Origin of the sequence: Burkholderia singularis, from assembly GCF_001718875.1 — a bacterium.
GTDB lineage: Bacteria > Pseudomonadota > Gammaproteobacteria > Burkholderiales > Burkholderiaceae > Burkholderia > Burkholderia singularis.
This window is the reverse complement of the sequence record NZ_CP013448.1, coordinates 2,550,056-2,570,912: the sequence shown is the minus strand read 5'-3', so window position 1 is coordinate 2,570,912 and position 20,857 is coordinate 2,550,056. Positions and strand designations below refer to the sequence as shown.

At 66.5% G+C, this 20,857-nt stretch carries 19 protein-coding genes; 15 read left to right on the top strand and 4 right to left on the bottom strand.

The features are described from left to right. The first annotated feature begins 65 nt into the window (after positions 1-65). The 5 genes from odhB to AQ611_RS11375 all read left to right on the top strand — a co-directional run bounded on the left by odhB (position 66) and on the right by AQ611_RS11375 (position 5,478). Positions 66-1,334 carry a 2-oxoglutarate dehydrogenase complex dihydrolipoyllysine-residue succinyltransferase gene (odhB, locus tag AQ611_RS11395; RefSeq protein ID WP_069234585.1) on the top strand — a complete coding sequence of 423 codons (1,269 nt, stop codon included), beginning with the start codon at positions 66-68 and terminating at the stop codon, positions 1,332-1,334. 93 nt (positions 1,335-1,427) lie between these two features. Beyond that, positions 1,428-2,858: a dihydrolipoyl dehydrogenase gene (gene lpdA / locus AQ611_RS11390; protein ID WP_059518500.1), complete on the top strand. Its 1,431-nt coding sequence runs from the start codon at positions 1,428-1,430 to the stop codon at positions 2,856-2,858. Between the two features lie 105 nt (positions 2,859-2,963). Then, on the top strand, positions 2,964-4,061 hold the full coding sequence (gene zapE, locus AQ611_RS11385; protein WP_059518658.1) for a cell division protein ZapE: 1,098 nt from the start codon (positions 2,964-2,966) through the stop codon (positions 4,059-4,061). Positions 4,062-4,308: 247 nt separating this feature from the next. Next, on the top strand, positions 4,309-4,719 hold the full coding sequence (locus tag AQ611_RS11380; RefSeq protein ID WP_059518497.1) for a transposase: 411 nt from the start codon (positions 4,309-4,311) through the stop codon (positions 4,717-4,719). 423 nt (positions 4,720-5,142) lie between these two features. Continuing rightward, the gene (locus AQ611_RS11375) at positions 5,143-5,478 is read left to right on the top strand and encodes a transposase (RefSeq protein WP_102720156.1); all 336 of its coding nucleotides are present in this window, start codon (positions 5,143-5,145) and stop codon (positions 5,476-5,478) included. Between the two features lie 188 nt (positions 5,479-5,666). On the opposite strand, the gene AQ611_RS11370 is transcribed toward AQ611_RS11375, so the two are convergent. From AQ611_RS11370 to AQ611_RS11355, 4 genes are all read right to left on the bottom strand, one after another. Next, entirely contained in the window at positions 5,667-6,128 is a 462-nt protein-coding gene (locus AQ611_RS11370) for a DUF2147 domain-containing protein (RefSeq protein WP_059518495.1), read from the bottom strand. Between the two features lie 187 nt (positions 6,129-6,315). Continuing rightward, positions 6,316-7,971, bottom strand: a complete 1,656-nt coding sequence (locus tag AQ611_RS11365) for a ShlB/FhaC/HecB family hemolysin secretion/activation protein (protein WP_180978153.1) — start codon at positions 7,969-7,971, stop codon at positions 6,316-6,318. Between the two features lie 174 nt (positions 7,972-8,145). Beyond that, complete coding sequence (locus tag AQ611_RS11360) at positions 8,146-9,378, bottom strand: collagen-like triple helix repeat-containing protein (RefSeq protein ID WP_069234583.1); 1,233 nt, start codon at positions 9,376-9,378, stop codon at positions 8,146-8,148. A gap of 56 nt (positions 9,379-9,434) precedes the next feature. Beyond that, on the bottom strand, positions 9,435-10,928 hold the full coding sequence (locus tag AQ611_RS11355) for a collagen-like triple helix repeat-containing protein (protein ID WP_069234582.1): 1,494 nt from the start codon (positions 10,926-10,928) through the stop codon (positions 9,435-9,437). Between the two features lie 651 nt (positions 10,929-11,579). Here AQ611_RS11355 and AQ611_RS11350 point away from each other — a divergent pair. From AQ611_RS11350 to AQ611_RS11305, 10 genes are all read left to right on the top strand, one after another. After that, positions 11,580-11,771: a Flp family type IVb pilin gene (locus AQ611_RS11350; protein WP_069234581.1), complete on the top strand. Its 192-nt coding sequence runs from the start codon at positions 11,580-11,582 to the stop codon at positions 11,769-11,771. A gap of 86 nt (positions 11,772-11,857) precedes the next feature. Next, positions 11,858-12,340, top strand: a complete 483-nt coding sequence (locus AQ611_RS11345) for an A24 family peptidase (protein WP_069234580.1) — start codon at positions 11,858-11,860, stop codon at positions 12,338-12,340. Next, the gene (locus AQ611_RS11340; protein WP_059518483.1) at positions 12,337-12,822 is read left to right on the top strand and encodes a TadE/TadG family type IV pilus assembly protein; all 486 of its coding nucleotides are present in this window, start codon (positions 12,337-12,339) and stop codon (positions 12,820-12,822) included. Before AQ611_RS11345 ends, AQ611_RS11340 begins: the two co-directional genes overlap by 4 nt. Before the next feature lie 100 nt (positions 12,823-12,922). After that, positions 12,923-13,834 (top strand): Flp pilus assembly protein CpaB, encoded by a 912-nt coding sequence (gene cpaB / locus AQ611_RS11335; protein ID WP_069234579.1) that lies wholly within the window; start codon positions 12,923-12,925, stop codon positions 13,832-13,834. A gap of 61 nt (positions 13,835-13,895) precedes the next feature. Next, a complete protein-coding gene (locus AQ611_RS11330) occupies positions 13,896-15,263 on the top strand; it encodes a type II and III secretion system protein family protein (RefSeq protein WP_069234578.1) in 1,368 nt (455 codons plus the stop codon). Between the two features lie 60 nt (positions 15,264-15,323). Then, positions 15,324-16,562 carry a fimbrial protein gene (locus tag AQ611_RS11325; protein ID WP_059518477.1) on the top strand — a complete coding sequence of 413 codons (1,239 nt, stop codon included), beginning with the start codon at positions 15,324-15,326 and terminating at the stop codon, positions 16,560-16,562. 3 nt (positions 16,563-16,565) lie between these two features. Then, a complete protein-coding gene (locus tag AQ611_RS11320; RefSeq protein WP_059518475.1) occupies positions 16,566-17,906 on the top strand; it encodes a TadA family conjugal transfer-associated ATPase in 1,341 nt (446 codons plus the stop codon). Beyond that, the gene (locus AQ611_RS11315; protein ID WP_069234577.1) at positions 17,899-18,894 is read left to right on the top strand and encodes a type II secretion system F family protein; all 996 of its coding nucleotides are present in this window, start codon (positions 17,899-17,901) and stop codon (positions 18,892-18,894) included. The genes AQ611_RS11320 and AQ611_RS11315 overlap by 8 nt, the downstream gene beginning before the upstream one ends. A 5-nt stretch (positions 18,895-18,899) precedes the next feature. Next, the gene (locus AQ611_RS11310; protein WP_069234576.1) at positions 18,900-19,910 is read left to right on the top strand and encodes a type II secretion system F family protein; all 1,011 of its coding nucleotides are present in this window, start codon (positions 18,900-18,902) and stop codon (positions 19,908-19,910) included. A 23-nt stretch (positions 19,911-19,933) separates the two neighbouring features. Continuing rightward, a complete protein-coding gene (locus tag AQ611_RS11305) occupies positions 19,934-20,839 on the top strand; it encodes a tetratricopeptide repeat protein (RefSeq protein ID WP_069234575.1) in 906 nt (301 codons plus the stop codon). Positions 20,840-20,857: the final 18 nt, after the last annotated feature.

The window sequence follows — 20,857 nt, the reverse complement described above, 5'->3', positions numbered from 1 at the left end:
GCCGCCGCCGGGCGGCGTTCGCAAGCGTCTCGTCGTTACCCAGATTAAGCATCCAGGAAAATCACATGGCTATCGTAGAAGTCAAAGTCCCCCAGCTTTCGGAGTCGGTTTCGGAAGCCACCATGCTGCAGTGGAAGAAGAAGCCCGGCGAAGCCGTCGCGCAAGACGAAATTCTGATCGAACTCGAAACCGACAAGGTCGTGCTCGAGGTGCCCGCACCCGCGGCGGGCGTGCTGTCGCAAGTGCTGCAGAACGACGGTGACACGGTTGTCGCCGATCAGGTGATCGCGACGATCGATACCGAGGCGAAGGCCGGCACCGCTGCCGCCGCGGCAGGCACCGCCGACGTTCAGCCCGCCGCGGCGGCGGCTGCGCAGCCGGCTGCCGTTGCGTCGAGCTCGGCGGCCGCATCGCCTGCCGCTGCAAAACTGCTCGCGGAGAAGGGGCTCGACGCGGCCCAGGTCGCGGGCTCGGGCCGCGACGGCCGCATCACGAAGGGCGACGCGCTCGCCGCCGGCGCCGCGCCGGCGAAGGCCGCGCCTGCTGCCGCCGCGCCCGCCGCGCCGGCTGCCGCACGCAAGCCGGCGTTGCCGGACGTGAAGGTGCCGGCGTCGGCGACGACGTGGCTCAACGACCGTCCGGAGCAACGCGTGCCGATGTCGCGCCTGCGCGCGCGGATCGCCGAGCGTCTGCTCGAATCGCAGCAGACCAACGCGATCCTGACGACGTTCAACGAAGTCAACATGCAGCCGGTGATGGATCTGCGCGCGAAGTACAAGGACAAGTTCGAGAAGGAACACGGCGTGAAGCTCGGCTTCATGTCGTTCTTCGTGAAGGCGGCCGTGCATGCGCTGAAGAAGTTCCCGCTCGTGAACGCGTCGATCGACGGCAACGATATCGTCTATCACGGCTACTTCGACATCGGCATCGCCGTCGGCTCGCCGCGCGGCCTCGTCGTGCCGATCCTGCGCAACGCGGATCAACTGAGCCTCGCGGAGATCGAGAAGAAGATCGCCGAGTTCGGCCAGAAGGCGAAGGACGGCAAGCTGTCGATCGAGGAAATGACGGGCGGCACGTTCTCGATCTCGAACGGCGGCGTGTTCGGCTCGATGCTGTCGACGCCGATCATCAACCCGCCGCAGTCGGCAATCCTCGGCGTGCATGCGACGAAGGAGCGTCCGGTCGTCGAGAACGGCCAGATCGTGATCCGTCCGATCAACTACCTCGCGCTGTCGTATGACCACCGGATCATCGACGGCCGCGAAGCGGTGCTGTCGCTGGTCGCGATGAAGGATGCGCTCGAGGACCCGGCGCGCCTGCTGCTCGACCTGTAACGCGCTTTTTCGCATTGAACCGCTGCGGCTGCCCGCGGGCTCCGGACAACGGGAGCGCCGTTCGGCGCGCCGCAGCCAGAACAAAGGATTGTCATGTCGAAGGAATTTGACGTCGTCGTGATCGGCGCCGGCCCTGGCGGCTATATCGCCGCGATCCGCGCCGCTCAATTGGGCAAAACGGTTGCCTGTATCGAAAAATGGAAGAACCCGGCGGGCGCGCTGAAATTGGGCGGCACCTGCCTGAACGTCGGCTGCATTCCGTCGAAGGCGCTGCTCGCGTCGTCGGAGGAGTTCGAGAAAACGTCGCATCATCTTGCCGATCACGGCATTACGGTCGGCGACGTGAAGATCGATGTCGCGAAGATGCTCGCGCGCAAGAATGCGATCGTCGAAAAGATGACGGGCGGCATCGAGTTCCTGTTCAAGAAGAACAAGATCACGTGGCTCAAGGGCCACGGCAAGTTCACGGGCAAGACCGACGCGGGCGTCACGATCGAGGTGAGCGGCGAGGGCGAAACCGAAGCCGTCACCGCAAAGCATGTGATCATCGCGACGGGCTCGAAGGCGCGCCATCTGCCGGGCATCCCGGTCGACAACCGGATCGTCTCGGACAACGAGGGCGCGCTGTCGTTCGAATCGGTGCCGAAGAAGCTCGCGGTGATCGGCGCGGGCGTGATCGGCCTCGAACTCGGCTCGGTGTGGCGGCGCCTGGGCGCCGAGGTGACGGTGCTCGAAGCGCTGCCGGCATTTCTCGGCGCGGCCGACGAGGCGCTCGCGAAGGAGGCGGCGAAGCTCTTCAAGAAGCAGGGCCTCGACATTCATCTCGGCGTGAAAATCGGCGACGTGAAGACGAGCGCGGACGGCGTATCGATCGCGTACACCGATAAGGACGGCAACGCGCAGACGCTCGATGCGGACCGCCTGATCGTGTCGGTCGGTCGCGTGCCAAACACCGACGGGCTCGGCCTCGAGGCGATCGGCCTCACGGCGAACGAGCGCGGCTTCATCGACGTCGACGACCACTGCCGTACCGCGGTGCCGAACGTCTACGCGATCGGCGACGTGGTGCGCGGTCCGATGCTTGCGCACAAGGCGGAAGACGAGGGCGTGCTGGTGGCGGAGGTGATCGACGGCCAGAAGCCGCATATCGACTACAACTGCATTCCGTGGGTGATCTACACGCAGCCGGAAATCGCGTGGGTCGGCAAGACCGAACAGCAATTGAAGGCCGAAGGCCGCGAGATCAAGACGGGCAAGTTCCCGTTCTCGATCAACGGCCGCGCGCTCGGCATGAACGAGCCGGACGGCTTCGTGAAGATGATCGCCGACGCGAAGACCGACGAGTTGCTCGGCGTGCATGTGATTTCGGCGAATGCGTCCGATTTGATTGCCGAGGCGGTGGTCGCGATGGAATTCAAGGCGGCCTCCGAAGACATCGCGCGGATCTGCCATCCGCATCCGTCGTTGTCTGAAGTGATGCGCGAGGCGGCGCTCGCCGTCGACAAGCGCTCGCTGAACAGCTAAGCGCGATACCGCGCGCGGGCGCTCGCGCCCGCGCGGCGGCCTTGTTTCGACGAAGGCGGGCGGGTTTTTCCGCTCGCCTTTGTTTTTGTCTTGCCGGTTTGCATGATGAACGTCACCGAATACTACGAGCACGAGCTGGGAACGCGCGGCTACCAGTCCGATGCCGCGCAGCGCGCAGCGGTCGAACGGCTGCAACAATGCTATGACGAATGGGTCGCATACAAGGCGCGGCGCTCGAATGCATTCAAGAAGCTCATCATTCGCCCCGATCTGCCGCGCGGCGTGTACATGTGGGGCGGCGTCGGGCGCGGTAAGAGTTTTCTGATGGACAGCTTCTATGCGGTCGTGCCGGTGCAGCGCAAGACGCGGCTGCATTTCCACGAGTTCATGCGCGAAGTGCATCGCGAGCTGGAGGAACTGAAAGGGCAGGCCGATCCGCTCGACGAGCTCGCGCGCCGGATCGCGAAGCGCTATCGCCTGATTTGCTTCGATGAGTTCCATGTATCGGACATCGCCGATGCGATGATTCTGTATCGCCTGCTCGACAGGCTGTTCACCAATGGCGTGCAGTTCGTGATGACGTCCAATTATCAGCCCGACGATCTGTATCCGGACGGGCTGCATCGCGACCGGATGCTGCCCGCGATCGCGCTGCTCAAGGACAAGCTCGACGTGCTGAACGTCGACGCGGGCGTCGATTACCGGCAGCGCACGCTCGCGCAGGTGCAGGTGTATCACACCCCGCTCGGCGCCGAGGCGGATCGCGCGCTGCGGCATGCGTATGCGCAGCTTGCAGCCGTGCCCGACGAGAGCCCGATCCTGCATATCGAGAAGCGCGAGCTGAAGGCGCTGCGCCGCGCCGATGGCGTGGTCTGGTTCGATTTCGCGACGCTTTGCGGCGGCCCGCGCTCGCAGAACGACTATTTGGAGCTGGCGAGCCGTTTTCATGCGATCGTATTGTCCGACGTGCCGCAGATGTCGCCGCGGATGGCGTCGGAGGCGCGCCGCTTCACGTGGCTCGTCGACGTGCTGTATGACCACAAGGTCAAGCTGCTGATATCGGCGGCGGTGCCTGCGCAGGCGTTATATGTCGAAGGGCCGATGGTCAACGAATTCAGCCGGACGATTTCACGCATTGTCGAGATGCAATCGAAGGAATATCTCGAAACACCACGTCGTTTGGTTAATACTTCACTAACCTGATTCGATTGTTCTGGTGCGATTAATTGTGGTGCGATGCGGCATTTACATTAAAATGATTGAGCCCAATTAAATTTGATTTATGTAATCTGCCCAACATAAGTGCCTGCGAGGCCGTTCAGGCAAGGATGCGAAACAGTTAATTTCGGTTAATTCGGTATTAACTATTCTTAAATCTTCGGTCGCCTTATATTCAACGCCAACTCGACTCGATATCGTTGTGTCATGTTCTTCCAGAACGGAGAGACTCATGACGCCGTATCACGACATCACCGATGAGGAGTGGCAACGCGTTGCCGCTCTACTGCCCGAGCTGCGTCCGCGCAAGGAGTTGCGTGGACGGCCGCTCGCCGATACGCGCGCGGTGCTCAACGGTGTGCTGTGGGTAATTTACAGCGGCGCGAATTGGTCCGCGATGCCCCGCCGTTTCCCTGCTTATCAGACTTGTCACCGTCGTTTCAAGGCATGGCACGAGTCGGGAGCGCTTAAACGCGTGCTGGCCGAACTGTTCGGCACCGAAAGCGAGGATTTGTGCGAGCAAATGGCGCAGCGTATGCGCACGCATTTGCGCACGAAAACGGCCGATGCAGGTAATGCCGCGCCGTCGTCGCCCAGCGTGCCGCGTCACGAACCCGTACCTGCGCTCGAACAGGCTGCATAAAAAACCGGCGTCGATTTCGGCGCCTTCATTAGGCGGCTTCGGCCACGGTGTGGTCAATCGTGGCTTGGCCGCCGCCGACGACGGCCGATCGGATAACGACGCTTGTCTTGCGCGCAGGCGCAAGGCAGCATTTTCAGCGTTTTCCGACCACGCGAGCGGCGCGACGCGCAGTCTTGCGCTCACTGCCGGCGGACCCAGATCCGCGAACATGCCGTGCCGCGACACGCTGATGCGTGGCATGTCTCCATCCTCCGTCTTCAAGCGATATCCGGGCGGTCCTTAGACCTCGCCGCTTTGCGGGGGAGACGATGTTGTCGCCATCCCGATAGCCGCTTTTTTCCTTCGCCGCTTTGATGATCGTCAAATTTCCGACGATTGGATCTCGATATCGTTGCGTCATATTCGTCCCGAGCGGAGACAGCCATGACGCCGTATCACGACATCTCCGATGAACAGTGGCAGCGCGTCGCCGCCTTGCTGACCGAGTGGCATTCGCGCAAGGAATTGCGCGGCCGGCCGCCCGCCGATACACGCGCGGTCCTCAACGGCGTGCTGTGGGTGATCTACAGCGGCGCGAACTGGTCGGCGATGCCGAGCCGCTTTCCTGCTTATCAGACCTGCCATCGCCGTTTCAAGGCGTGGTACGAGTCCGGCGCGCTCGAGCGCGTGCTGACTGAGCTGTTCGGCGTCGACAGCAAGGACTGGTGCGAGCAAATGGCCCTGCGCATGCGGCATGCGTCCGAGCACGAAGGGCGTTGAAGCGCCCGGCATCGTGGCGCCGGACGTACTGCGTCATCATGCTCGCCGGCTTGATCCGGAGGCTCGAATCGGCTCGGGCTCGATTGGGCGCAGCGAAGCGTTTGACCGCATCGACGGAAAAGCCGGCCTCGCGGCCTCGCGGGCCGGCTGTCTTCTGGCCGCGTGCGGCACGCGGGTTTGGCGCTTGCTTACTGCTGGCGGATCCAGGTCTGCGAGCGGCCGAGCAGCGACACGCCGATATAGCCGCGCACGACGAGCTTCTGGCCGCCGTCTTCGAGCGACATCTTGCACTTGTAGACCTTGCCGTTTTCCGGGTCGAGGATGTTGCCGCCGTCCCAGTGATCGCCTTCCTTCTTCATCGCCTTGATGATCGTCATGCCTTTGATGAGCTGGTCCTTGCGCTCGTCGGTGCACGCAGTACAGCGGCGATCCGGCGTATCGTTCTCGCCGAGCCCCTTGATGACCTTGCCGGACAGCTCGCCGCTCGCGTCCTCGCTGATCTGCACGAGCGCTTTCGGTTTGCCGGTGTGATCGTCGATCGTCTGCCAGACGCCGACGGGATTGCTTGCCTGAGCGAGCGCGCCGCCCGCGCAGAGGGCGAGCGCGCCGGCGATCGTGATCGAGCGCAGGGAGCGGGTCAGTTGGAACATGTCTTCCTCCTTGGGTTACACAATGTCGTTGTCGTCGATTGCCGGTTTGCGGCTAGCACGCCGTGTTGCGTGGCGATGCGCGCGAGCCCTGGTGAGAATACGTGAAACCGGATGTCTCGTTTGATACAAGTGCTTCTAATCGAAGCGGGCCGCGGTTTGTCGGCACGCGCGTGTGCTGCTTTTCACTTCAATAAAGTTGATACGAGAACGATGCGTTCACGCGCGGGCCGCGCGACGCGCTTTCGATCGGCGCATCGCCGACGGGCTTCGCGACAGACAGATCGAGGTTGTAGAAATGGCTGTCGGTCAGCCGCACGCCGAGTCCGACCGACGACAGCTTGCGCGGCACCGGCGTGCCTGAATGCAGGTACACGCGCGCCATGTCGCACGACACATACGGCGTGATGGTCTTCAAATACGCGAAGCCCGGCGAGAACGCGCGATTGATTTCGAACGACGCGCCCCAGCCTGAATCGCCCGACGTTTCGCCCGGCTCGTAGCCGAGCGCGAAGCGCTGCGCGCCGAACGAGATCTGCTCGCTCGTCGGCAGCGAATCGGGGCTGTACTGGCCCGTGAGCTGCACGGTGGTGCCGATCTTGAGCGGCCATTCGTTCGTTTGCACGAAGCTCGCGCCGGTGCGCCAGAACGTCGTCGAAACCGGATTCAGCGCCGAGATGCCCGGCACGTTCGTGATGCCCGATTTCGACGCGCCCAGGATATCGAACGCCTTGGCGACATTGAAGCTGATGCGTTGGACCTGCTTGGGCTGCACGTTGGCGTAATCGAGCTGCATTTGCAGCACGCGCACTTGCGAGCGCGTGCCGATGTAGCGGCCGGACTGCTGGTTCTGATAACGGTCTTCGTTGTGCGATGCGTAGCCGGACAGCGTGCCCAGCAGGCTGCGCTGATTGCTGAGCATCAGCGGATAGGACGCCGATAGACCGAGCTTATCGTTGATGACGGTGCGCTGCACGTCCGGCAGCGCCGTCTGATCGACCGACGGATTGCCGTGATAATGGCTCGCGTCGACGCGCGTGACGAGCCCGTTGCTGCCGATCGGCACGGCGCCGCTGAACGCCACGTAGGTTTGATCGTTCGGGCCTTTCGGGAACAGGGCGGAAAGGCTCAGCTGCTCGCCGAGCGACGTGAGCCCGTTCTCGGTTACCGTGAAGAGCCCTTGCAGACCGGGATTGCTCGTGTTGAGTCCGGCGCTCACGTTGAACGGCTTGCGATCGACGTTCAACTCGAGCGTCGTTGCGCCGTCGGTGTTCTGCGGCGGCGCGACGTTCGCCTTCACGCTCAGGCCCGGCAGCAGCCCGAACGTGTTGACGTAACGCTCGAACGTCGCGCGGTGCAGCGGCCGGTCGTCGGTGATGTGCGCGGCGATCGCGCGAATCTTCGGCTCCATTGCGCCGGGCCTGCCGGTGATTTTCACATTCGACACGTAGCCTTCGACCACCGTCACGCGCACCACGCCGCCTTCGAACGTCTGCGCGGGAATGAACGCGAACGACAGCGCATAGCCGCGATCCTGATACAGCTTCGTCACGCCGTTGGCCGTTTCGATCAATTGGCCGATCGTGATGTCGCGGCCCACGAGCGGTGTGAAGCGTTGCGAGATTTCGGCAAACGGAATCGACTTCACGCCTTCGACCTGGAACGAAGTCGGCGTCAAATGGCGGGCGAGCAACGTTTGTATCTGTTGCTCCTGCGGCGTGACTTGCACGGTGACGCTGGGCCGTTGCGGGGTGTTGATCTGCGGCAAGGCTTCAAGCGGATTGCCGCCCGAGCGCGTTTGCGCGTGCGCGATGCCGGCCGTCGCGGCGAGCGCGAGCGCGAGCATCCAAGATTCTTGTCTGGATTTCATGGTGACTCCTCGTAGGCCGTCCTGCTTCTGATCTTCTAGTGTCGATACGCGGCGCGTCGTGCCCCGTGCGCCGCGTATCGCGGCATGCCGTCGTTCCGGTGGCGCCGGAACGACGCCGCGCGCGTTTGCACCCGCGCGCGGTATTTCGGATTACTTATTGCCGATGCCGCCGATACTTCCGAGCGAACCGAGCTGGCCTGTGACGGGCGCGAGCAGGCCGGTGGAACTGCCGGGTGATGCCGCCGCGCCCGTCAGCGTGCTCGTGACGGTATTGAGCAGGCCGGAGACGGGCGCAAGCGGGTTGCCGCCGCCGCTTGCGCCGCCAATGGCGCCCGTGATGGGCGCGAGCGGGTTGCTCGAGCCGCCGGGCGCCGCGCCGCCGAGCGTGGACAGCGCGCCGTTCAGCGGATTGCTGAGTGGCGCGCTGGCGCTCGAGCCGGTGCCGCTCGCGACGCTCGCCGTGGTGCCGCCGACGATGCTCGTGATGAGGCCGGGAATCGGCGCCGCGCCGTTCGGCGCAGCCGGATTGACGAGGCCGCCCGCATTCGTCACGGTGTTGCCGAGCGCCGATACGAGCTGGCCGGCGTCGCCGGCGAGCGGTTGTGATGACGAGCCGGAAACCTGCTGACCCGCCGAGCTGATCGCGCCGCCGACTTGCTGCAACAGACCCGATACCGGTTGGCCCGCGCCCGTCGTCGTGCCGATCGTCTGCGTGGCTTGGCCGGCCGTGATCAACAGCGGCGTGATGGCCGCGCTGAGCGGCTGCGTGGCTTGCTGGACGGGCCCGGTCGACAGGGCGTTGCCGAGGGTCGTGCCGCCCGCGGTCACGGCGTTGGCTGCCGTCGACAGCGCGCCCGCGATGGGCGCCGTGACGGGCGCGAGCGGCGCGAGCGGGCCCGTGCCGAGCGCTTGCACCGTCTGGCTCGCGCCTTGCAGCGTGCCGCCTGCCGCGCTCACGACGCCGCCGAGCCCGGCTACCGTCGTGCCGACCGGATTCGGCGTGGAGCCGGTCTGCCCCAGGCCGTTGCTGACGGCATCGGCCGCGGCCGTCAGAATGCCGCCAGTGCTGCCGAGCGTCGCGCCGACGCCTTGCGAGACGCCGCCGCCGAGGCCCGGCACGCTGGTCGAGCCGATCGTGTTGCCGAGATCCGTCGTGGTTTTGCCAAGCGTGCTCACCACGCCCGGGGTGCCGGTTGCGGTTTGCGTCGAGCCGGAGCCCGAGCCTGAGGTCGTGGTCGACGGCGTGCCGCCGTTGCTGGCCGACGGCGGCGCGCTCACGCCGCTGCCGCCGCACGCCGCGAGCGCGCACGCGGCGGCCAACGCGGTGAGCGGAGCGCGCCAGACTCGGAGCGCGAACGACGGGGCCAAACGTTGCTGATTCATGATGCTGCTCCTCGTTGTCTTCTTCGATTCCTCGATGCCGGATGGGGGCTTGCTCTTCAATTGCGGTGGCCGCCGCCGAGCAGCCCGCCGATGAGGGACGTGACGGGCGCGAGCGGGTTGCCGGCCGCGCCGGCCGTGCTTGCCGCGCCGCCGCTCGAGCCGGTCAGCGGCGCCGTGAGGCCGGCCACCGGATTCGTCGACGCCGCGCCGGTCGCGCTGGACAGCGCGCCGGTGACGGGCGCGAGCGGATTGCTTGCGCCGGAGCCGCCGGCCGCGCCGCCGATCGCGCCGGTGACGCTCGACACGATCCCCGTGACGGGCGCGAGCGGATTGCCTGCGGCCGCGCCGGTCAACGCGCTGGTGACGGGGGCAAGCGGATTGCCGCCAGCCGCGCCGCCGGCGGCATTCGTCAGCGCGCCCGTGGCGGTCGATACGATGCCGCCGACCGGCGCGAGCGGCGTACCTGCCGTCGCGTTGCCAAGCGCATTGGTCAGGCCGCCCACGGCCGTTGCGACCGGCGCGAGGGGGTTGGTCGGCGCAGAGCCGCCCGTTACCAGGCCGCCCAGCGAGCTGATCGTGGCGCCCGTCGACGACACCGTCGAGCCGAGGCCCGTTGCGACCGGATTGCCGCCGCCCGTTTTGGTGATCAGCGCGCCGGCCTGATTCACTCCGCCGCCGATCACGCCAAGCAGCGTATTGGCGGGCGCGCCGAGGCCCGTCGCGTTGCCGACCGTCTGCGTGGTGCTCGCGACGGCCGTGGTGATCGGCGTGATCGCCGAGCTGACGGCTTGCGTGACTTGCTGAACGGGGCCGGTCGACAGTGCGTTGCCGAGCGTCGCGCCGCCGTTGGTGACCGCGTTGCCGGCCGTGGTCACCAGGCCGCCGACCGGCGACGTGATCGGCGCGAGCGGCGACAGGGGGCCATTGCCGAGACTGGTGACGAGATTGCCGGTTTGCGTGAGCGCGCCGCCCAGTTGACTGACGACGTTGCCGGTGCTCGCGACCGTCGTGCCGATCGGATTGGCGTTCGGCGAACCGAGCTGGCCGAGGCCGCTCGATACGCCGTTGCCCAGCGCGCTGAGCGCGCCGCCCGCGCTTTGGACGACCCCGCCAAGCGATTGCGTCGATTGCGGATTCGCGCCGGGCAGCGGCGTGCCGCCGATGACCGAGCCGACGCCGGAGACGGTCGAGCCCGCATTGCTGATGACGCCGCCCGCGTTGCCGGCGACCGTGCCGATTGCATTGGCGCTTGAAGCCGAGGTGCCGCCCGAGGTCGAGCCGCTGCCGGAGGTCGAGCCGCCGCCCGCGGTGGTCGTCGAACCCGAACCGCCGCTCGCACCGGAGCCGCCGTTCGCGCCGCCCGCGCCGTCCGTGCCCGCACCGCCGCCCGTCGTGGAGATTGCGCCGCCGCCGCTGCCGGCGCCCGAATCGCTGAGGCCTTTGCTAATCGAGCCGGAGCCGCCGCACGCGGTGAGGGAGAGCATGGCTGCGACGGTGGCCGCGATCAAAGTCGTCCGGAGCGTGCCATGAGCAATCGTTTGGGTGTTCATCGTGTCCTCGCATGGGGTTTGTCTGTTGATTGCGTTGCTGCTGCGGTCACATCTCTGCAACAGTCGTGCCATTGCGTCGGACGATGCAACGAACCGGTGCGAGGGCCTACCGGAAAGCCTTACTGGATGAGGAGGGCGGGCAGGGCGGTAAGGGTTTCCGATAGGGGGCCGGATGGCATGCGGTGCTCGCGTTTCGCGGCGTCTCGTAACGTAACGTCGCGCGCTCGGCGTTACGCGCACGGCGTAACAGACAGTAAAGGCGTGGACTAGTGAATCGTCTGTTTTACTGATGATTAGGTATGTATATCTAACCTATCGTAAATCCTGATAGGTAAGGACTACCGATCGGTCGTAAAAATACACATCAGACGGCTATATATATGGCCGGGTAAAGTTGAATAAAAAAGTGGAAGAAATAAAGGTTCGGATATATGATGTTGCGCTCGTGCGTAGATTGAAAGATTTGTACATCGGGGAACGCGAAGCGACGTAAGCCGCCGGATCGTCAACTTGTATCAAATTGTTAACGACTCATGAAAAAAGAGTTATAACAAAACTGTCTGGTCCGGCCGGTTAAAATCGGCCGGCAGGCGAGGCGGGCCGATAGCGTCAAGTGAAGGCCAACGAGAACTCAAGGCACGAGGATCGATTATGAAAGCACTGATCAAGCGCTTCCTGAAGGACGAGGCAGGGGTAACCGCGATCGAATACGGGCTGATCGCGGGGCTGCTGGCGGTGGCTATCGTAGCGGCCGTTGGAGGAGACACTGGGCTGACCGGCAGTCTGAAGGACGCGTTTGCCGGTATCGCCAGGCAGGTCCAAACCAACGCGCCGGCAAGATGAACTGATTCCGTTTCCTTTCGCATTATTACAGCCGTATGGATTGTCGCCGACAATCCATACGACGTTTTCATGCGGCTGGAGCTGAAATGATTCAATTATTCAGTATCGGACTTTTTTTCATCTGGTCTGCGGGCGTTGCGATTGCTGATTGCCGTGATCGCCGTATCCCTAACCAATGGGTGCTCGCCGGGCTTGTGGCCGGTATCGTTTTTACAATAAGCCGACATAATCCATTTGGTACGACATTATCCGGTTCATTGATCGGCGGGTTGGCCGGTTTTGCTTTTCTTTTTCCGTTTTTTATATTGCGCGTGATGGGTGCCGCGGACGTGAAAATCTTCGCGGTGCTCGGCGTATGGTGCGGTTTGCCGGTGCTGCCGTGGCTGTGGATTGCCGCGAGCATCGCCGCGGGCGTGCATGCGCTCGGCGTCGTGCTGTCGAGCCGTCTGCCGGCCGGCGCGCCTGCGCTCGCGCTCGGCGCGCGGCGGGCGACGCCTTACGCCGCGTTCCTCGTCGCGCCCGCCGCCGCGTGGCTCGCGTATCTCGTCCATATCGGAGGCGTGCGTTGAGCGCCAAGCGCACGCCGGCCGCGCAAACGTTCGCAACGCCGCGGCGGCAGCGCGGCGCGACCGCCGTCGAATTCGCGATTCTGTTCCCGCTGTTTTTCATGATTCTTTATGGGCTCGTGACATACGGGATGATCTTCGCCGCGCAGCAGACGCTTACGCTCGCCGCGACGGAAGGCGCCCGCGCCGCGCTCGGCTATCAGGCGGCCAGCACGCCGGCCGCCGCGCTGGCCGCGAGAGCGGATGCCGCATGCACGGCCGCGAAAAATCTGACGGGATGGTTGGCGGCGAAGGGCAGCGAATCGGCATGCGTGTCGATGAGTTGTGCGTATGCGCCGTCGATGGACTGCATCCAGGTGACGGTCACGTATCCCTACGCCGCGAACCCGCTGCTTCCGGCGATCCCGTTGTTCGGCGCGGCGCTCGTTCCGTCGACGCTGTCGAGCCAGGCAACGGTGCAGCTCAACCCCGCCAATCTTCTATGACCTTCGCGATATAAGCCCGACATTGCCGTGCCTTGGCGCTGGCGCGGTTTTTTCAACCCGGTTCTTTCGCTGCCGTTTCGACGACTCGACGACAACAAACATGGCCACTCATCTGACCAAGATCATCGCGGGATTGCTGATCGGGCTCGCGATCCTGCTCGGCATTTACGCGTGGCTGCTCGCGCGGCAGCCGGCGAGCGTCGCGCCGAGCGCCGCGAGCGCGGTCGCGATCCGAACCGTGCCCGTGGTCGTCGCGGCGCGCACGTTGCCGGCCGGCCAGCCGATTCCGGCCGACGCGTTGAAGGTGCAGCAAGTGCAAACGCCGCTCGCGGGCGTGTTCTCGAATCCGGCGCTGGTCGCGGGCCGCGTGCCGGCGGCCGATATCGCGGCGCAGTCGCCCGTGCTCGAAGGCGGGCTGATGTCCGGCCTCGCGGATCAGATCGCGCCCGGCGAGCGGGCGGTCGCGATCAAGGTCGACGAGACCAACGCGGTGGGCAGCCGCCTGCGTCCCGGCAATTTCGTCGACGTGTTCGTCAATCTGAAGCGTGACGGCGGCTTTGGCGCGACCGGCGCGGAAATCGCCAGATCGCAGGCGCGGCTCCTGTTGTCGCGCGTGCGCGTGCTGGCGTTCGGCGATGCGACGCCGGATCGCGACGGCGCGCCGGGGCCGGCAGGCGTCAGCGTGCGCACCGCGGTGCTCGCGGTGCCGACCGCGCAGGTCGACGCATTGACGCTTGCCGAGGCGAGCGGCCGCCTCGTGCTCGCATTGCGCAGTCCGCGCGACGCCGAAGTGGCCGCCCAGACGGTGGCGGCGCGCACGGCGAACGGCGCGGGACCGTCGGATCTCGCGGCGAGCGGGCTGTCGCTCGCCGAGCTGTCGCGCAGCAACGGCGCGGCCGCTGCCGCGGCCGTCCGCCCGGCCGAGCCCGCGCGCGCGCCGGCAGCGCAGCAGCATGCGGGCGGCGGCATCGAAGTGATACGAGGCGGGCGGGTCGAAACGCTCGCCTATTGAAAGAAGCGCATTCGCACAGTGACGGCAGGGAGAAGGCCGGCTCGCACCGGTTTCCGACACGATGAAAAATAGATTGATTGGATGGGGCATCACGATGCTCGTCGCGTGTTTGTCGTTTGCCGCGCACGCCCAGCAGCCTGGCACGATCGAGCTGGCGGCGGGCGGGCAGCGGCAGATCGCGGCCGGGCGCAACTTGCAGCGGGTGGCGATCGGCGATCCGGATGTGGCCGACGTGCTCGTCGTCAAGGGCGGGCGCGGCGGCGTGCTGCTCGTCGCAAAGGCGCCGGGCTCGACCAGCCTGATGGTGTGGGAGCGCGGGCGCGACGAGCCGTCCGTCTATACGGTCAACGTCACGAGCGCGGCGGCGCGCGCGGTGCTGGGCGGCGGCGCGCCGAGCGTGAAGACGTACAACGGCACGACCGTCGTGTCGGGCGAGGCCGCCACGCTCGACGCGCACGAGCGCGCGCTGGCGCTCGGCAGGGGGATGACGGGCAAGGACGGCGGGCTGATCGACACTTCGTCGATCAGCGGCAAGAATGTCGTGCAAGTGGATGTGCGGGTCGTCGAGTTCAGCCGCTCGGTGCTCAAGCAAGCGGGCCTCAATATCTTCAAGCAGAACAACGGTTTCACGTTTGGCGCGTTTTCGCCAAGCGGGCTCACGTCGGGCGGCGTGAGTTCGTCGGTCACGACCTCGACGCTGGCGAACACGGCGGCGGCCACCTCCACGCAGGCGCTGTCGAGCGTGGCGCCGATCGCGTCCGCGTTCAACCTGGTGGTCGGCTCGATGTCGCGCGGCATTTTCGCGGACCTGTCGATCCTGGAGGCGAACAATCTCGCGCGCGTGCTCGCGCAGCCGACGCTGGTGGCCTTGTCCGGGCAGAGCGCGAGCTTTCTCGCGGGCGGCGAGATTCCGGTGCCGGTGCCGCAGGGGCTCGGCACCACGTCGATCGACTGGAAGCCCTACGGCGTCGGCCTCACGCTCACGCCGACCGTGCTGAGCCCGCGCCGGATCGCGCTGAAAGTCGCGCCGGAATCGAGCCAGCTCGATTTCGTGCATTCGATCACGATCAATAGCGTGACGGTGCCGGCGCTGACGACGCGCCGTGCGGACACGACCGTCGAGCTGGGCGACGGCGAGAGTTTCATGATCGGCGGGCTGATCGATCGCGAGACGACGTCGAACGTCAACAAGGTGCCGTTTCTCGGCGATCTGCCGGTGATCGGCACATTCTTCAAGCAGCTTAGCTATCAGCAGAACGACAAGGAGCTGGTGATCATCGTGACGCCGCACCTGGTTGCGCCGATCGCGAAGAACGCGCCGCTGCCCGCTACACCGGGCGAGCTGTCCGAGCAGCGCGACGGGCCGGTGTGGCGCTCGTACCTGGGCGGCGTGCTGTCGCCGGACGCGGGGCCGGGGTTCTCGAAATGAGCGCGCTACCGGGCGGGCGCGCGGGGGCCGCGATGCGGCGTGCAACAGGGGCGCTTCAACATGAATGCGAGAACGCAATCCTTGGCTGAACCTGCCGTGACCGATTATTTCGTCTGCGCGTCGCCCGACCGGGAGCACGTGCGGTGGCTCGCGCAGACCCTCGTGGCGGCGGGCGCGGTCGAGGCAGCATCGCTCGAGCCTGCCGCGCTCGCGCAGCGCATCGCCGGGGTGAATCCGGCGATCGTCTTCGTCGATTTCTCGGGCGGGCACGCGCAGGCGGCGAGCGCCGCGGCAGCCGCGGTGCGCGTCGCGCAGCCGATGCTGCCGATCGTCGCGCTCGGCTCGCTCGCCGAGCCGGAAAGCGCGCTCGCCGCGCTGCGCGCCGGCGTGCGCGATTTCATCGACATTTCCGCCAGCGCCGACGATGCGCTGCGCATCACGCGCGGGCTGCTCGATCACGTGGGCGAGCAGCCGAGCCGTCACGGCAAGCTCGTCGCGCTGCTCGGCGCGCGCGCCGGGATGGGCACGAGCACGCTCGCCGCGAATCTGGCCGTGCTGCTGCAAAAGCGCACGGCCGCGCACGGCAGGCAAACGGCGCTCGTCGATCTCGGGCTGCCGGCGGGCGACGGCGCGCTGTTCCTGAACACGCGCTGCGAGTTCGATTTCGTCGAGGCGGTGCGCAACCTGCGCCGCTTCGACCGCACGTTCGTCAACACCGCGCTCGCGCGTCATGCGAGCGGCGTCGCGCTGACGACGCTGCCGCCCAGCCTCGCCGGGCTGCGCGACGTGTCGTATGCGTCGTGCGTCGGCCTCCTGAACCGGCTGCGCGCGTTTTTCGATCATCAGATTGTCGATCTCGGCGGCTTCTCGAACCGCGATTTCGTCGCGCAGGCCGCAGGCGCCGCCGACGAGACATGGCTCGTGTGCGACCAGGGCGTCGCGTCGGTGGTCTCGGCGGTGGAGCTGCTCGAATCGCTGCGCGATGCGGGCGTGTCCACCGATGCGCTGCGCCTCGTCGTCAATCAGTACGATGCGGCGCTCGGCCTGTCGCCGGCGCAGATCGCCGAGCGGCTCGGCATCGCGCTCACGGCGACGCTGCCGTCGCGGCGCGTGCCGATCGGCCATGCGGCCAACCGCGGCCGGCTGATCGTCGACGACGCCGAGCGCGATCCCTACGTGCGCGCGCTCGAGCCGCTCGTCGAGCGGCTCGCGGGCCGCGCCGGCGCGTCCGCACCGCGTTCCGCGGGCGGCTTTGCCGCGCTGCGCCGCCTCATTCAACCCACCTCCAAGCGCTCGTAACCGATGGGACACGACATTCAATTCGCCGATGGTGCGACGCCGTTCTCGCAGACGCAGCAGTTCCATGACGTCAAGAACGCCGCGCACGAGCATCTGCTCACGCGCATCGAGGAGCTGGGCGCGGAATTCGGCCGCTGGTCCCGGCAGGCGATCAACCAGTTCGTCGATCTCGAAATCGACAGCTTCGTGCGGCTGCGCCGCATCCCGCTCAACGAAAACGAGGTGCGCACGATCGCCGAGGCGCTGACCAAGGAGCTGGCGGGTTTCGGGCCGATCGAGGATCTGCTGGCCGATCCGCATGTCGAGGACATCCTGATCAACGGCTACAACGACGTGTACGTGTCGCGGCACGGCATGCTGACGAAACTGCCGGTGCGTTTTGCCGACAACGCGCATTTGCTGCGGATCGTGCGGCGGATCCTCGCGCCGATCGGGCGGCGTCTGGACGAATCGAATCCGATGGTCGATGCGCGGCTGCCGGACGGCGGGCGCGTGAACGTGGTGATCGAGCCGCTGTCGATCGACGGCCCGGTCGTGTCGATCCGCAAGTTCCGCAAGGACCCGCTCAAGCCCGCGGACCTGCTCGCGAACGCTACGTTCAACGCGGAAATCGGCGCGCTGCTGCAAGCCGCGGTTGATGCGCGCTGCAACATCCTGGTGTCGGGTGGCACGAGTTCGGGCAAGACCTCGCTGCTCAATGCGCTCGCGTTTCATATTCCCGAAGCCGAGCGCGTCGTGACGATCGAGGACACGGCCGAGCTGTCGCTCAATCATCCGCATGTGGTGCGGCTCGAGAGCCGGCCGGGAGGCTTCGACGGCAGCGGCGTGGTGACGATCCGCGATCTGCTGCGCAACACGCTGCGCATGCGGCCGGACCGCATCATCGTCGGCGAAGTGCGCGGCGGCGAAGTGCTCGAGATGATGCAGGCGATGAACACCGGCCACGATGGCTCGATGGGCACGGTTCACGCCAGTTCGCCGCGCGAGTGCCTGTACCGCCTGGAGATGCTCGCCGGCTTCGCGGGCTTTCAGGGCACCGAATCGAGCCTGCGCCGGCAGATCGCGAACGCGATCGATTTCATCGTGCAGATCGGACGGCTGTCGAACGGGCGTCGGCGGATTCTGTCGGTGACCGAGGTCACCGGGCTGTCCGACAACATCATCGCGACGCAGGAACTTTACCGGTACGAACCGCGCGTGAGCGCCGACGGCGAGGAGATCGATCACTGGGAATCGCTCGGCATTCATCCGCATTCGCCCAAGCTCGCGCGCTTCAGGCAGACGCTCGCGAGCGGCGGCTTCGGCGGCGAGCCGTTCGGCCGCGGCGGAGGCTTCAATGTCTAGCGCGGCGCTCTGGGCGCTCGCTGTCGCGCTGTTGTGCGCGGCGGCGGCGCTCGCGCTGTGGCGGCGTGGCCAGACGCATCGGGAGCGCGCGCATGCGGCACGCTTTGTCGACAGCCGGCTTCAGCCGGCGTCGCGGTCCGGCGCGACGCCGCCGGCCGAACCGAGGCGGGCGGCGGGCGCTGGGGGCACTGGGGGCACTGGGGGCGCGGCGGGAGCGAGGCCCGTCGAAGGGTTCGCGCGTTGGCGCGAGCGCGTGGCCGACCAATGGCTCAACGTATCGAGCCGCGCGGGCGTGCCCGAGATCCGCAAGCCGCTGACAGCGTTGGTCGCCGTCATCGCCGTTGCGGGCTTGTGGGCGGGCATGCGGGGCGGCCTGCTCGCGATGGCCGCGGCCTGGATGGCCGGCGCGGCGGGCGTCGCGTTCTGGCTCGTCGCGCGAATCAACCGGCGGCGGCTGCGCATCGTGCGCCAGCTGCCGTCGTTTCTCGACGGCATCGTGCGGCTCGTCACGCTCGGCAACAGCGTGCCGGCTGCGTTCCAGGCGACGCTGCAGACGACCGAGCAGCCGCTGCGCGATTGTCTGGACCACGTGTCGCGGCTGCTGCGCTCGGGCGTCGAGATCGACCGGGCGATGTTCCATGTCGCGCGGCTTTACCAGATCGACGAGTTCGAGCTTGTCGGCTCGGTGCTGAAACTGTCGGTGAAGTACGGCGGCCGGGCGGACGTGATGCTCGACCGGATGGCCGTCTTCATGCGCGATCTCGAGCAGGCCGAGCGGGAGCTTGTCGCGATGTCGGCGGAAACGCGGCTGTCCGCGTGGGTGCTGAGCTTGCTGCCGGTTGCGCTGGGCGGCTTCGTGATTGCGACCAACCCCGGCTACTTCAGCGCGATGTGGTTCGATCCGACGGGGCGCGAGCTGGTCTATCTCGCGTTTTTTCTGCAACTCGCCGGCGGCTATTGGCTGTACCGGCTCGCCCGGCTGAGGTGACGACGATGGAGCCCGCTCGCATTGGAGCAATCGCGCTCATGCTGGGCGCACTCGGCGTGCTGATGCTGGCCGTGCTCGCGGTGCTGCGCGTGCTGCTTGCGCAAAAAAGCGGCCGCACGCTTGCCGATGCGCTCGAGCAGCGCGCCGCCGCGCTCGAGGCGCTGGCGGCGCGCACGGCGGCGCCGAGCGCGGCGGGGCCGCGCGCGTCCGATGTGCAGCAGGCGACGGACGGCGGGCATGCGCGTTTCTCGGCACTGCTCGAGCGGGCCGGCCGGTTCGGAATGCGTCTGCTCGACACGCCGCTCGGCAAGCAGATCGTGGCCGACGAGGATCGATTGCTGCTCGAGCAATGCGGATACGTCGACGCGCGCACGCGCGGCATTTTCCTGAGCGCGCGGATCGGCTGCGCGTTGGGCGTGCCGATCATCGTGATGCTGATCGGCGGCGCCCGGGTCCACAAATATCTGGTTGCGTCGATCGCACTGTCGGCGATCGTCGGCTTCATGCTGCCGAAGCTTTACGTGCAGCGCCGCGCGGCGGCGCGGCGCCAGGCCGTCGTCGACGAGATGCCGCTGCTCGTCGACATGCTCAGGCTGTTGCAGGGCGTTGGGCTGTCGCTCGATCAAAGCATCCAGGTCGTCACCCACGATTTCAAGGGGATGCTGCCCGTGCTGTCGTCGGAGCTTGCGATCGCGCAGCGGCAATTCGTCGCGGGCCGCACGCGCGAGCAGTCGCTGCAGCGGCTGGCAAGCGGCTTCGACAACGAGGATCTGCGCGCGATCGTGCGTTTGCTGATCCAGGTCGACAAGCACGGCGGCGCGGTGCAGGAGCCGCTCAAGCAATTCGGCGACCGCCTGCGCGAAGTGCGCCGCGCGATGCTGCGCGAGCGCATCGGCCGCCTCACCGTGAAGATGACGGGCGTGATGATCGTCACGCTGCTGCCCGCGCTGTTCATCGTGACGGCCGGGCCGGGGATGCTGGCCGTGATGCATGCGCTCGCGGGCGTGCATCGCTAGCGGGCAACGAAGGAAGGAATCACATGGAACGAGCGGGTTTTTCGACGGCGATGGCGGCACTGGCGGCGTGCACGCTGCTGCTCGGTGCATGCGCGTTCAAGGAATCGGGATACGGGATCGGCGCGCAGGCCGAGCGTGCCGCGCTGATGCAGGCCGCGGCCGACAAGAGCGCGCCTCCCGATACGCCCGGTATGTATCTCGGCCTGATTGGCCGGATGCAGGCGCAGGGGCTCTATTACGCATCGCTCGCGCATATCGACGCTTACGAGAAGCAGTATGGCGCATCGCCCGACACGATCCTGCTGCGCGCGGATGCGTTGCGCGCGACCGATCAGCCGGCCGCGAGCGCCGTTGCCTACCGGCAGTTGCTCGACACGCCGCTTGCGTCGCGCGGCCATCGCGGGCTGGGGCTGCTCGCCGGCGCGTCGGGCGATTTCGAGCGCGCGTCGCAAGAGCTTGCGCAGGCGGTGGCGCTCGCGCCCACCGATGCGCCGACGCTGTCCGATCTCGCCTATGCGCGCATGCGCAGCGGCGACGTGACGGGCGCGCGCGTGCCGTTGATGAAGGCGGCGGAACTCGATCAGCACAATTCGAAGATTCTGAGCAATCTCGCGCTTTTTCTGCTTGCGACGGGACAAACGCGTGAAGCGCTTGGGCTGATGGATCAACAGAAGTTGCCGAGCGCCGTGCGCACCGAAATTCGTAGCGATGCGGCGAAGATCGCCGCCGCCGCGCGAGTGCGGCAGCGCAATTTGACGCGGCCGGGCAGCGCGCAGGCGGCAAGCGCGGCAGGTACGGCGGGATCGGCGAATGCGTCGAGCGCGCCGGCCGCGGGCGGATCTGCGGCAGCGGCCAATGATGCTGTGCCCGTGGCGGTGGCCGCGGGGCTGGAGCCGGCGGCGGCGCCCGCGCGCCAGCACTCGCAATAACAGACGTTTTACGGAGTC